6 protein-coding genes are annotated in these 14,858 nt (G+C 31.5%); all 6 read left to right on the forward strand.

What is annotated here, in order from left to right; translation table 11 throughout:
• Positions 1–31: 31 nt before the first annotated feature.
• The 6 genes from N1F78_RS11060 to N1F78_RS11085 all read left to right on the forward strand — a co-directional run bounded on the left by N1F78_RS11060 (position 32) and on the right by N1F78_RS11085 (position 14,836).
• A complete protein-coding gene (locus N1F78_RS11060) occupies positions 32–4,204 on the forward strand; it encodes a two-component regulator propeller domain-containing protein (protein ID WP_406683221.1) in 4,173 nt (1,390 codons plus the stop codon).
• A 363-nt stretch (positions 4,205–4,567) separates the two neighbouring features.
• A complete protein-coding gene (locus N1F78_RS11065; protein ID WP_406683222.1) occupies positions 4,568–6,901 on the forward strand; it encodes a fasciclin domain-containing protein in 2,334 nt (777 codons plus the stop codon).
• Positions 6,902–6,923: 22 nt separating this feature from the next.
• Complete coding sequence (locus tag N1F78_RS11070; protein WP_406683223.1) at positions 6,924–10,163, forward strand: SusC/RagA family TonB-linked outer membrane protein; 3,240 nt, start codon at positions 6,924–6,926, stop codon at positions 10,161–10,163.
• 23 nt (positions 10,164–10,186) lie between these two features.
• A complete protein-coding gene (locus tag N1F78_RS11075; RefSeq protein ID WP_406683224.1) occupies positions 10,187–11,650 on the forward strand; it encodes a RagB/SusD family nutrient uptake outer membrane protein in 1,464 nt (487 codons plus the stop codon).
• Positions 11,651–11,660: 10 nt separating this feature from the next.
• A complete protein-coding gene (locus N1F78_RS11080) occupies positions 11,661–13,286 on the forward strand; it encodes a fasciclin domain-containing protein (protein WP_406683225.1) in 1,626 nt (541 codons plus the stop codon).
• 14 nt (positions 13,287–13,300) lie between these two features.
• Positions 13,301–14,836: a fasciclin domain-containing protein gene (locus N1F78_RS11085; protein WP_406683226.1), complete on the forward strand. Its 1,536-nt coding sequence runs from the start codon at positions 13,301–13,303 to the stop codon at positions 14,834–14,836.
• Positions 14,837–14,858: the final 22 nt, after the last annotated feature.

Genomic DNA, 14,858 nt, shown 5'->3' on the forward strand with positions numbered 1-14,858 from the left:
TAAATTTACATCCTACCAACTAAAATTTGAAATGAGATACAAGGGATTATTAACTATTCTTTTTTGCTTACTGTGTAATTGTTTAATTGCTCAGTTTCCTAATTTAAAGTTTGAAAATTTTGATACTGCTGAAGGGCTCTCTAGTAGCACTTGCCTTGATATTTTTCAAGATAAAGAGGGGTATCTTTGGTTTGGTACAATTGATGGTCTTAACAAGTACAATGGTTATGAATTTGAGGTTTTTAGATCTGTTTTAAACGATTCACATTCTATAAGTAATAATAGAATTAATGATATTAAGGAAGATAATGAAGGCAATTTATGGATAGGCACGAATAATGGACTTAATCTTTATAATAAGAGGACTAATAAGTTCTTAAGGATTGATTTGTATAAACAATTGTCTCTTTCAAATAGTCCTCAAAAAATTATTAATGACTTATTGTATGATGATATTAATAATCATCTATGGGTAGCAACTAATAATGGGGTTATTAAAATAGTGTTGGAAGACTATAATATTAATTATGGAAACTTTAAGTTTTCATATTATATGAATGATGTTAATAATACCAATTCATTAGATAATAATAACGTTAATGTTATTTTAATGGATGAAAAGAATAGTATTTGGGTTGGCACTAATGGAGAATATTTAAATCATTATAACCCAATTACAGATAATTTTGAACGTGTATTAATAAAAAACCAAAAACCATACGAGTTAAATCATATTCCAAAAAAGGTATTTATAGATGCCGATAATGATTTTTGGATTGGTAATGATTTATCAAATTTGGTATTATGGGATAGGTCAGAAGATAAATTTAGTCATGTGTCATTGGTAAATACTATGACCCCAATTTTAGATTTGTACCAGGATGAAAAAGGCTTGTTTTGGGTTCCAACGGATGTGCAAGGTATTTATTTATTTGAAAAAGACGGGTTTGAGATTAAACAACATATTGTAAATAATGTAGCTGATCCTTTTTCTTTACCTAATAATAAGGTGTCTAAGGTATTTGTAGATAAAAATGGTGTTTATTGGATAGGGAGTTATGATGTTGGGGTTAGTAAATTAGATCCTTCTAAGAATTTATTTGGTCATTATTATTATAAGCCTGGAGAACTTGATGGATTGAGTGAAAAAACAGTGCAGTCTGTTTTACAAGATTCCAAAGGACGAATTTGGATAAGCGCTTATAATGGAGGACTTAATTTGTTTGATGAAGATTCAAATACTTTTAAGGCATTTGGTAATGATCAATCAAGTAATAGGTCATTAAGTTCAAATAAAATATTATATACGTTTGAAGGATCAGACGGAGATATTTGGATATGTACTTTAGACGGTGGATTAAATAAATTTAACCCTGATACAAATTATTTTAAAAAGTATTTGCATGATCCGTCTAACCCTATGTCAATTGGTCAAAACTCTGTATGGGCTGGTGTTGAAGATTCAAACAACAGGTTGTGGTTTGCTCTAAGAACTCAAGGGGTTAGTTTATATGATTCTCAATCTGATACGTTTCATAATTTTAAGGATACCTATGCTGCCCAAAACGGGTTGCTAAGTAATAATATTTTATCTCTTTTTATAGATTCAAAAAATAGATTATTAGTAGGTACTTTTTTAGGTTTAAATTATATTGACCTTAATCAATTGGAAGGTCAGATTCCAACTAATATAAGTTTTTCAAGTATTAAAGGTAATGGTATAGAAGAATCAGGTATTAATTATATTACTGAAGATTATTTAGGTAACATTTGGTTAGGTGCTGACACGGGAGTCCATATGTTAGATAAGAATTTAAATCTATTAGAATCATATACTTCTCAAAATGGGTTGCCAAATAACTTGGTTGTTGGAATTGTGGAAGATAATAATCATGATTTATGGATTAGTACGAAAGGTGGTATTTCGGTTTTTAATCCTAAAACTAAACAATTTAAAAATTTTAATTCCAATGATGGTTTACAAGGTTTAGAATTTCAAAGTAAATCTATAGAAAAGACTCAGGAAGGTAGAATTATTGTTGGAGGTGTAAATGGGTTTAATATTTTCAATCCAAATGACATAATTAAAACAAAGTCTTTAAATCTTAAACCTGAAATTGTAAATTTTAAATTAAATAATAAAAACGTAATTGCGGGAGATTCAATTAATGGTCGTGTATTATTAAGAAAACATGTTTCTGAAACAAAGGAGTTAGTGCTAAAACACGATGAGAATTATATTTCATTTGAATTTGTGGCTTTAAACTTTCAAAACCCAGAGCATGTGCAGTATGCTTATAAAATGAGTGGTTTGGATGAGGAGTATATTAATGTTGGTGTTAATAGAACGGTAAATCTTTCTAATTTAGAACATGGAGAGTATGTCTTTGAGGTTAGAGCATCTATTGATGGTGTATGGGATAATGCTCACACCTCCTCAGTCAATATTGAAATATTACCACCATTATGGAAAACTTGGTGGGCATATATGATCTATACAATTATAGGTATTGCTATTTTTTGGGTAATAATTCATTACTATACTCTAAAGGTGCAAGAAGCGCAACAACATGAGTTAGATCAAATGAAGTTAAAGTTTTTTGTTAATGTTTCACATGAATTTAGAACACCATTAACTCTTATTTTAAATCCTGTAGATAAAATATTATCTAGTTTTAATAATGACCCTGAAACTATTAATAAATCTGCTAAATCTATTCAAAGAAGTGCTAGGAGATTATTGCATTTAGTAAATCAATTACTTGATTATAGAAAAATGGATGCAGGAATGGTTCCTTTGCGTTTAGAAAGAGGAGATATTGTAAAGTTTAGTAGAGATATTTTTGCGCTCTTTAGGGATATAGCGGTCCAAAAACAAATTAGTTACACATTTGAGTCTAAGTTGGATAATATTAATTCCAATTTTGATTTTGATAAGGTTGAGAAAATAATTACCAATTTAATTTCTAATGCTTTGAAGTTTACCAATTCAGGAGGAGAAATTAATGTTTCTATCAATAAGGTTGAAAATAGTAAAGGTAATTCAAAGTATTTTTTCTTGAAAAATAGTAAAAACTATGATTATGTAGAAATTGTTGTTCAGGATACAGGTGTTGGACTTGATAAGGAACAATTAAACCATATTTTTTCACGGTTTTATAATGTAAATAATAATAAGACGGGTACCGGTATTGGTTTAAACTTTACTAAAGCATTAGTTGAAGTGCATAAAGGAGAAATTGAAGTGGAAAGTGAATACAATGAAGGTAGTAAGTTCGTTGTGAAATTGCCTTTGGAATTGGAAAATAATACAGAAAGTAAAGAAGGTATAAAGGATGAATTTTTAATTAATTCATTTAATGCTATAGAGTATGATATTCTTACTACGGATGATTCTATTGTTTCTCGGAAAACTGAAGCGAAAATTGATGATTCCAAATTACCAATGGTATTGTTGGTAGAAGATAATAAAGAGTTAAGAGTGCATTTGTCTAATGATTTGAAAGAACATTTTATTGTAAAAGAGGCTGTGAATGGTGAACAGGGTTTAAATATGGTTAAAAAGCATATGCCAGATCTTGTAGTTAGTGATGTAATGATGCCTAAAATGGATGGTTTTAAAATGTGTGAACTAATAAAAACGGAATTAGAAACTTGTCATATTCCTGTTATTCTTTTAACTGCTAAAACTTTAGAAGAAGATAGGGTTCAAGGTTATAAGCATGGTGCAGACGGCTATATATCTAAACCTTTTGTAACAAGCGTGTTAAAGGCAAGAATAGATAATTTATTAGAAGCAAAGAAAAGGTTAAGAAAACGTTTTTCTGAAATTGGAGGTGGATTTTTGGCTAATGAGATTACAACAAATAATTTAGATGAAGCATTTTTAGATAAAGCTACTAAAATTGTTCTTGATAATATAGAAAATATAGATTTTAAGCAAGAGTATTTGTTGAAGGAATTGGGTATTGGTAGATCTCAATTTTACAGAAAAGTAAATGCTTTAACTGGGCAAAACCCAAGTGCATTTATTAGGACAATTAGGTTAAAATATGCTTCTGAATTATTACTTAAAAGTGATCATTCAATTAAAGAGGTAACACATATGGCTGGTTTTAATTCTACAGCTTATTTTAGTAAAACCTTCCGCGAATTATTTGAACTTACACCTTCAGAATATATAGAGGCTAATAAAGCGTCATAAATTCGCTAGCACATAAAAAAATTAGAATTAATTAAAAAAGATCATCGGAGTTAATCTAATGATCTTTTTTTCGATATTAATTACTAGGATTTGAATCTTGAAAATTTTAGTTTTAATAAAATGTTGTGTTAAAATAGTTTATAAAAATGGTAATAAAGTATATTGTTTTAAATTTACGGAAATAGCCATAAATAATGGGCTTACTGTGTAAATGAGCATTATATTATTGTTTATGGGCAATAATTTATATATGTTAAAGGGTAGTTAAAATATATTTGTCCCAGTATAAAGAAATCTTAACTATTTAGTAGTATTTGTTTTTTGAAAAAAAGAAGAAAAAGATTAAGCAAAATGAATAATTGTATGAATATGGTAAAAAAAATTAAACAAAATAAGTGTTTATTATTGTTGCTAGCATTTGTAGTAACATTTGGTTGTAAACCGGATCCGCTTGAATATGCTCGACCAGATAATTTGGTTGGAACCCTTGTTCCTCAATTAGAAGGGTTAGGGACATTCAATTACTATTTGCAGGGGTTAAAACAAAATGGTTATGAAGAGCCTTTAACTAAAGGAGGGTCTTGGACACTTTTTGCTCCAACCGATGAAGCATTTGAGAGTTTTATGGCTGAAGAAGGTTATGCTTCTTTTGCTTCTATTCCACCTGAGAGGGTTGAAAATATTATTAAATACTCTATAATTATAAGTGCGTGGAATACAACAACATTAACATATTATGATAGGGGTTTTTATGAGGGTAATTCTTTGAAGCGTAGAACACAGTATCAAGACCCTATAGTGGAGGTTGATGCAGCGGACTACTCTTTATCAACTTTAGTACCACCTCCTGAACCAGGTACATATTATATTGACACAAGTAATGGTAGAATTAAACCTGTTACGTATTGGTTGGATGCTTATTTTGATGCTAAACCTGTGGCTTTAGCTTCAGATTATGATTTTATATTTCCTGGAAAAACATTTGAAGAAGGTGATATGAAGGTTTTTGAGTCTCATGTTGAACAGACTAATGTGGTTGCTGAAAATGGTATGATATATGTTTTAGATAAGGTGATTGAGCCTAGAGTAAATCAATATCAAAATTTATCTTCTGAGGAGTATGGTGGTAAGTATAGTACGTTTAAAAAACTATTGGAACGTTTTGGTTATTTTAATTATAGAGGAGAGCAAGAAGATCCAGAAACTGGAGAGGTTTTTCCTTTGCATTACCTAAGCTTTCATACTGGAATTGTAAATAACTTTTTACCGTTTAATCCAAATGATGAAAATTATCCATTTATAAAGAGTGCTGTTGATAGAACTTTAGCCAATAGTACAGGACTTATAGTGCCAACTAATGATGCGCTTCAGGCTTATTTGGATGGAGATAGTGTGATAGGGCAGTTTTATGATTCTTATGAAGATATGCCTTTAGATGTTTTAGGAAAGTTCTTAAGTCCGTTTTTTATTCCTGATTTTTGGTCGCTTTGTCCGTCTTACTTTGGTCAGACCTATGATGTTGGTTTGAATCTTGTTGATTTCCAGCCGGAAGATGTTGTTGATAGAAAGATGTGTAGTAACGGGTTTTTTGTTGGTGTTGATAAGGTTTATACAAATAGCAGTTTTGGTTCGGCTATGGGGCCAGTATTATTTGATCCAAACTATACCATAATGCTTAAATCAATTCAAGAATTAGGTATAGACAACGCTTTACAGAGTCAGGGTATTGATTTTTCAATTTTTGGAATTAGAAATGATCAATTTAGACAGGTTCAAGATCCTAATAGTGCTTTTAGAAAGATAACGGTTCTAGGGTACGAACCAGATTTGTCCGTAATATATATGTTGGTGGAAGGAGATCCTGTAGTGTCTAATAACCGTGTTTATCCAGATCCACTGGCTACAAACCCTAGTGCTTCAGATATTAGTTATGTAACAACTACTTTAAAAGATATTGTGCTTAACCAAATTGTTGAAGCTGCTGTAGATTTTAATTCAGATAACTATTACCAAACAAAGAGTGGTGAGTTTATTTATGCTACTGGTGGTAACAGTGTTTTAGGTGGAGGAAATATTAGTTCTGGTGTGTCTGCAGATGTTGTTGAAATTCAGGAAGGAAATAATGGTAAATTTTATGAAATGAGCACCTTCATTGAAAGGCCAGAGCATTTTACTGCAGGAACTTTATTAGATAATTTAGGTGCTTTTAGTATGTTCTATCAAGTGCTATCAAGTGCAGATGCTTTAATAGACATTCCTAGTTATGAAGAAGATAAATTAATCAACTTTCTTAGTCCATTAAAAACATATACTTTATTAGCTCCTAATAATAATGCGGTTTTACAAGCAATTACAGATGGTGTTATACCAGATCCAGACCCAGATTATTTAGCCACTTTAGATGAGTTAGGTTTGGCTATAGCTAAGCAAGACCTTCTGAATTTTGCTAAAAAACATTTTATACAACAAGCAATTCCTACTGATGGTCAGACCACGGGAACTTTTGCTTCGTTGTACTTTGCTGATGTTGTTGATTTTATACCTGTTTATGATCAATTCTCGGTTGAGAATAGTCATTCTGCATTATCGCTTACTTTAACGAATGTAGCCTCAGGTGAATCTGTTACAACTTCAGGTATAACTAACCTGCTATCTAGAAAAGTTGTAATTCACGAATTAGATAATTATATAAAATAATAAAACTTAAAGTTTATAAAATATGAAGGATAAATATAGGTCATATTCATATGTCTTAGTGTTAGCATGTGCTTTACTAACTGTATTCAATGCGTCTGCTCAGTCAAAAACCATTGTAACGGGTACTGTTTTAGGAGAAGCAGATAATTTCCCTTTAGCTGGAGCAACAGTTGCTGAGAAGGATAAAGATAATCGTATTATTAATGGTGTAGTTACTGATTTTAACGGTAGGTTTTCTATTGCTGTTAAAGACCCTAACAATACTTTAACTTTTTCTTTTGTTGGTTTTGTTACCAAAGAGGAAATTCCTGGTAGTAGAACAACAATTAATGTTAGTCTAACTGAAGACATATCAGAGTTAGATGCTATTTTAATTAGAGGAAAGAAAAAAGTATTTACAGGTGAATTTGAAATGGATGAGCGCCGAATTGCTACGGCGGTTCAAACCATAAATACAAAAGAAATTAGTGAAACAGTTTCTTCTGGAATTATGGATCAATTACAAGGACGATTAAGTGGTGTTGATATTGTTGCAAATTCCGGAGAACCTGGAGCAGGTATGTCTATTCGTATTCGTGGTACATCTTCATTAAATGCGTCTTCTGAACCATTAATTGTTATTAATGGTGTGCCTTTTGAAAGTGAAATTGATGACCTTTTTGATTTTGGATCAGCAGATGAGGAACAATATGCTGCTATGATTGGAGTTTCTCCTGATGATATTGAAGAAATATCTGTTTTAAAGGATGCTGCTGCTACGGCACAGTTCGGATCTCGAGCTGCAAATGGAGTACTTTTAATAACAACTAAGCGTGGTACTAAAGGGCCTGCAAAATTCTCATATAGTTATAGAGGTAGTGTTGGTTGGCAACCAGATGGTATTCCTATGCTAAACGGAGAGCAGTATTCTACGTTGATTAAAGACATGCTTAATACTACAGCTGAAACTACTAGACTGAGTTGGCCACAGGTGAATTTTGATCCAGATTATGAACTTTATGAGTTGTATAATAAAAATATTAATTGGGTAGATGAGATTACTAGAAAAGCAAGTACTAAAGAACATTTTCTAGGCGTATCTGGTGGTGGAGAAAAATCTTCGTATCGTGTGTCTGCAAGTTATAAAGATCAAGTAGGTACTACTGTTGGGAGTGCTTTTAAATTATTTACTACTAGAGCAATACTAGATTATAATATATCTGATAAAATATCAATTTCTTCAGAGCTATCATTTACACATGGCGATTTAGATAAGTCTTATAATGGTATTAGAAATTTAGCATTGATTAAAATGCCAAATCAGTCTATTTACCAAGTAGATGATGAAGGTAATTTAACAGATCAGTACTTTACTCCAGTTGATGCTTTTCAAGGATCTGGTACAGCTTACTATAATCCTGTAGCTATGGCAAACTTAGCTGAATGGAATATTGAAAATAATAGAATTACACCAATTTTTAGGTTCAATTATAAACCGGCTAAATGGCTAGATTTTAAATCTATTATATCATTTGATATTAATGTAGATAAAACATCACGTTTTACTCCAGAAGAAGCGATAGGAGCATCTTGGACAAATTCAAGTGCTAATAATGCCATATTTGCCGATGGTGAGTTTTTCGTTATAAGAACGGAAAACAGATTAGTGTGGAGCCCCGATTTTGGAGAAGATCATTCGCTTTTTGCAAGTGGTGCTATTCAAACTTTTGAAAAGACCAGTCAAGGATATTCGGCCCAATCTAGTAACTCACCAAGTAGCTTAATTCAAACGCCAATTGCATTAACAAGAATAGAAGGGAGTGGAAACAATTTAAGTTCAAGTTTTACTCAAAATAGAAATGTAGCTTATAACTTTATGTTTAACTACCAGTATTTAGATAGATATATTTTAAGTGGAGGTATTCGTTCTGAGGGTAATTCAAAGTTTGGTAGTAGTTACAGATATGGTACTTTTCCTAGTATTGCTGGTAAATGGATAGTTTCAAGTGAACCATTTTTAGAAAAAGCAGAATTTATTGATGAATTAGGAATTAGAGCTAGTTATGGTGTTAACGGTAACTCACCTAGTTTTAATTATGGACAATACAACACATATTCTACCTTTAATTATAACTACCTTGGAGAAAGACCAGTTTATCCTGATAATATGGAGTTAACTGATTTAAGATGGGAGACAGTAATTCAGCAAAATATTGGATTAACATATTCGTTTTTTGATAGAAGAATAAGTGGTGATTTAGAGTTTTATAAGAAAACTACCGAAGATATTTTAACAAAAAATACTTCTATTCCATCAACTTCTGGATTTTCAAGTGTACCATTTCTTAATTTAGGAGATATAAGTAATCAAGGTTTTGAACTTAGTGTGAGAACTAAAGTTATTGATAAGGAAGATTTTAGCTTAGATATTAATTTTAATATTGCGCGTAATAAAAACTTAATTGATAGAATAACTGAAGCTCAAGATGTGGAAGATGGAAATCCGCTTGCTACCGGTCCTGATGGTTATTTGAAAAGAATTCAAGAGGGAAACCCAATTGGGTCTTTTTATGGGTACCGCTATTTAGGAGTATATAGTACTTCTGATGATTTAGTTGCAAGAGACGAAAATGGTGATATTATATATGATTTAGACGGGTTACCAAAAAACATGGTATTTAATAGAACAACGGCCTTTAGCGCTGGAGATGCTATTTACGAGGATATTAATAAAGATGGTAATATTAACAGGTTAGATGTTGTGTATTTAGGTAATGCTAATCCATTATTATACGGTGGGTTTGGTCCAACAATTAGGTACAAAAATTTCCAGTTAAATGCATTTTTTAACTATAGGTACAACCAAAAACTTATAAATATTGCAAGAATGCAAACAGAAAGTATGGATGATTTGGATAACCAGAACACGGCTACATTAAGACGTTGGAGGTTTGAAGGGGATGTGACAGATATACCTAGAGCACACTGGAATAGTAGAGGAAGGGTAAATACTTTGGGTTCTGACCGTTTTCTTGAAGATGCTTCTTTTTTAAGATTAAAATATGTTACCTTGAGATATAATTTTCCAAAAGAATTTGTTAGCAAAATTAATTTCACTAAAGCATCTATTTTTGTTACAGGAACAAACCTTTTAACCTTTACAGAGTATTCTGGGGCAGATCCTGAAACTGGAAATAGTAGTGATTGGAAGAGATTAGGTTATGATACAAATCAAACACCAAGATCGCAACAAGTAACTGTAGGTTTAAATCTTACATTTTAAAACTGTAACAACTTTTAAGTATTATGAAAAGAAACATAATAAAAATATTAGCAATTATTGTTCCACTTATTTTTGTAACACTAACATCTTGTAGTGATTATTTGGAACTAGAGCCACAAGATAATCTTATACAACAAGAATTTTGGCAAAATAAGGAGCAGGTTTCTGCAGCCGTTGCAGGTTGTTATGCCTCAATGAATCAGTCTGGATTTACAGATAGAATATTTAAGTGGGGTGAATTAAGAGCTGAAATGTTAACCTCATTAAGAGCAGGTAGTAATGAAAACAGTATGATGGTGAATTATATTATTCCTACTAATACCTTAGTAAGATGGAATGATTTCTATGAAACCGTTAATTATTGTAATCTGGTATTAGAGTTTGCTGGTCAAGCTCAGGAAAGAGATTTGTCATTCACAGAAGCGGAGTTGGCTAATTTTGAGGCAGAAGTGTTAACCATTCGCGCTTTAGTTTACTTAACTTTAATCAAAAACTTTAGAGACATACCTTTGGTTTTAACTGCTACATCAACTAGTCAAGTAGATTTTTATCCACCAAAAAGTACAGAAGCTGAGGTGTTAGCTCAAATAATTTCAGATTTAAAAATTGCAGTACAAAATCTTAATCTAGGATATTCGCAATCTGCTGGTCATGATAAAGGTAGAATGACTAAGGGCGCAGCTTTAGCTATTTTGGCTGATGCCTATTTATGGAGCGAGCAGTATAATGAATGTATAGCAGCTACTCAGCAAATTATTGATTCTGGGCGCTATAGTTTAGTAGATGGTGCTGATTGGTTTGATGATATCTTTTTTAATGGGAACTCAAGCGAAGGTGTTTTTGAACTTCAATTTAGTGATATTAATAATACTTATAAGAACTCATTTTTTATTGGTAACCCGACATATGCTCCTATAGCACATATTAGGCAAATATATGCTGATTACCCAGATGATATACGAACAAATTATGCTACGTATGATCATGAATTAAATAGAGTGTTTAAATTTGCTGGTGTTGATGCCACAGGATTATACCGCGGAGAACAGGAGTTTTTTAATACATTTATTTTTTATAGATATGCAGAAGTGTTATTGATGCAGGCAGAAGCATATATATTATCTAGTGAGAATAAAGATTTGGACAAAGCTGCTAGTCTTATTGAACAAGTTCATCAACGTGCAACAGGAGCACCATTAGAAGTTGATATCGATGAGGGGTCTTTGTTAAATGTTTTATTGTTAGAACGTCAAAAAGAATTTGCCTTTGAAGGTAAAAGATGGTATGACTTATTACGTTTTGCACGTAGAAATAATTTTCAGGAACAAAATCTAATTTTAGATTTGGCCGATATTAAAAGTGGTTCAGATAATTATGAACTTATTTTGAGTTTTTATTCAGAACCAGAATCATATTTTTTACCCATTTATCAAGATGAGGTTGATTTAAACCCGAATCTAGATCAGAACCCTTATTATCAAAATTAAAAATTATATTATGAAAACGAACAAATTAATTACTTGGATTGGAGGTCTTTGTGCGTTTATGTTCTTATTAAATGCATGTAATGACGATCTTGACGGAACTACGTTTTTTACAACGGATGAGATGACGATTATTGGAACTCTAGAGTCAAATCCAGAGAAATTTTCGTTGTATGTAGAAATTCTTAAAAAGGCTGGGTTTTATAACTCTTTAAAGAGTTACGGAAACTATACATGTTTTGCACCTACAAATGAGGCGGTACAAAGTTTTATTCAAGAAAATTTTAATGTAAATTCTTTAGATGACCTTTCATCAGAAGAACATATTGAATATTTAAGAATACTTGTGAAATTTCATACTATGAAAAGTGGTAGACTTACAAGTAGTTTTATTGAAGGTAGGCTTCCAGATACAACTTATACAGGAGATTATTTAACTACTTCATTTTTGAGAGGTGGAGGTATAGCTAATGTAGAGATTAATAGAGAAGTTACTTTAGATCAATATGATATACGTACAAACAATGGAATTATTCATGCCATTGATGGGGTATTATCGCCATTTATTGATGCCATTCCAGCAACAATGGAAAAGGCAGGAACGCATACAATTTTTGTTGAGGCATTAAAACAAACTGGTTATTATGAGTTCTTTTCTGTAGTATTTAATGAATTCGGAACTAAGAATAATTTTACCATATTGGCGGAATCAGATGAGATTTATGCTCAAGAGGGCATTTTTTCTTTTGACGATTTAGTTACTAGAATTTCTCCAGACGATTCTGATTTTTTAAATCCAAATAATGATTTAAATAGATTTATTGGATATCATGCTACTAAAAATTTCTTGTATACTGCAGATTTTCCAGAAGATAATTTTATAAATACAGTTTTACCTAGAAATGCCATCAAGTCTTTTAGAACTGATAAAGAATTAAGGTTAAATGAAACGGAAACAGGAGTTGATGATACTTGGACATCTTTAATAAGTGAAGATAGTAATTACCCATCTAAAAATGGAGTATATCATACAGTGGACAAATTGTTTACCATATTTGTGCCTAAACCAAAACATATTATTTATAATTTAATTAGTGACCAACCTGAGTACCAATCTGGTTTAATTCGTTCGCATCAAAAAGTGCCAAGTACTGCTTGGGAGCGTATACGTTGGTTCCCTGAATCAGATGTTAGGTATTTAAAGCAAAGTAGAAATTCTAATATTGATCATACCGTTTTAGACATAGCTAATGTTGCTTGGTTTGAGTTTGATACACCGGTAATACCAAAAGGTAAATATGAAATGTTATGTATGGGTAACTTTGGTAACAATGCACGTGCTATATTTCAAATTTATTGGGATGGTGAACCAATTGGACCTGTATACGATATGACTAGTAGAGCAGCTGATACAGGTTGGCCTGATGAGGTATTAATGGAAAGTAGAGGTTGGAGATTAGGCTATGAAGAATATGTAGACAATAATGGTGTTTCACAAGCCGAAAAAGCTGGTAATTCTAGATTTATCATTTCTAGAGAGTTATTGATAGGAGAACAAAAAAGTCATGTAATAAGATTTGAAACTCTAAAATCTGGAAATAGCCCAATGGACTTTGTTGAATGGATACCAGTAGATTAATATATAATAGATTAATGAAAGAACACATAATGAAAAATAGAACTAATACCATTTTTAACTTTGGCCGCCTTCTAATGATAGCAGGTTTGCTTATAACTTATAGTTGTAAGGATGATGCCTGGGATGCTCATTATGAGCAGCTAGATTCAAGGCTAGAGACTAATATTCTGTCAATCCTTTCAGAGGACCCTGATTATTCAATATTTGTTAATTACTTATATCAAACAGGGCTTAATGAGGCATTAGAAACTGCACAAGCATATACGGTTTGGGCACCAAATAATGCTGCTTTTGGTCAAGTTTCTAGTGACATTGTTAATGATCCGGATTTGTTGAAAGCACTTATAGGTAACCATATCAGCCTTTTTTCTTTCAATACCGCTAATAATGAACAAACCTTTGTTAAAATGTTTAACGATAAGTATGTTGAATTTTTAAATTCAAATACGGCTTCTAGTTTTGGAGGTATAGATATTTTAGAAAAGGATATTTTGGCATCTAATGGTATTATTCATACTATGAATGAGGTGTTAGAGGTTAGTCCAAATATTTGGGGCTACCTTAATGAGAATGAAGACCAATTTCCAACTTTAATGACTTTTCTAAACCAGTTTAATGAAACAGGTTTTGATGAAGCAAATAGTGTTAAAACTGGTACTAATACTTTAGGTCAAACAGTTTACGATTCTGTCTTTAAATCTACCAATACTTATTTCAAAACTATTGGTGATTTAAGTTCTGAAGAAGAACGTTTTACATTTATTGGTTTAACTGAGAATATTTATGCAGAAGTTTATGATGATTTAGATGATTACTACAGAGTTTTTCCTGTAGATTCAACTAAAAGCAATACAGATAAGGCAATTTTTAGAAATTTAAATTACCCATTTGTAAATTCAAATGATTTAGGTATGACATCAATAACTTCTACTACAGGAGGTGAAGTTGTGATTGATCCTTCAGATATAGCAGAAGATGTAAGTTTAAGTAATGGGAATTTATTATTACTAAATGATTTAACTTTTGATCCAGTTGGACTAATATACAAGCCAATTAGGTTTGAGGTTGAAAATAATGATATAAGAACTATAGGGTCATTAACAGACTTTTCTATACAAAAGAAGTATGACGCCTTTGCTTCTGGACAGTTTACTAACGTAATTAGACTTTTAGAAAACCCAGACGCTACTGAAAGTAATAACTATTTTGAATTAAACTTTAGCAATGTCCTAGCAGCTAGTTATAATCTAAATTTAAAGTTTACACCTGTAGGAGCTTCTCAAGACACAAAATTAAGGTTTGAACTAAGGCTTATTGCACCTAACTTCCGTCCTACTTTAGTTAGAATACCAGCTATTGTGGTTAGTAATTTAGAAGATGGCGTTGTAACTATTGGAGACGTTATAAATAACTCCTTTTATGTTAACGGCTTAGAGGGAAATTATTTCTTTATGAATTTAAGAATTTATGTAGATGTTAGTGAACCAGAACTATTATTATATGACCGCCATTTTGGTCTTGACTATGTAGAATTAGTTCCAACAGAATAATTAATACTATCAAAAAATTAAA

It is taken from the genome of Seonamhaeicola sp. MEBiC01930 (genome assembly GCF_045277075.1).
In the GTDB taxonomy this organism is placed as follows: domain Bacteria; phylum Bacteroidota; class Bacteroidia; order Flavobacteriales; family Flavobacteriaceae; genus Seonamhaeicola.

Excerpts from the sequence above, each read along its gene's own strand:
- N1F78_RS11060 (WP_406683221.1), top strand. The coding sequence starts at position 32 with ATGAGATACAAGGGATTATTAACTATTCTTTTTTGCTTACTGTGTAAT.
- N1F78_RS11085 (WP_406683226.1), top strand. The coding sequence starts at position 13,301 with ATGAAAGAACACATAATGAAAAATAGAACTAATACCATTTTTAACTTT.
- N1F78_RS11065 (WP_406683222.1), top strand. The coding sequence starts at position 4,568 with ATGAATATGGTAAAAAAAATTAAACAAAATAAGTGTTTATTATTGTTG.
- N1F78_RS11080 (WP_406683225.1), top strand. The coding sequence starts at position 11,661 with ATGAAAACGAACAAATTAATTACTTGGATTGGAGGTCTTTGTGCGTTT.
- N1F78_RS11075 (WP_406683224.1), top strand. The coding sequence starts at position 10,187 with ATGAAAAGAAACATAATAAAAATATTAGCAATTATTGTTCCACTTATT.
- N1F78_RS11070 (WP_406683223.1), top strand. The coding sequence starts at position 6,924 with ATGAAGGATAAATATAGGTCATATTCATATGTCTTAGTGTTAGCATGT.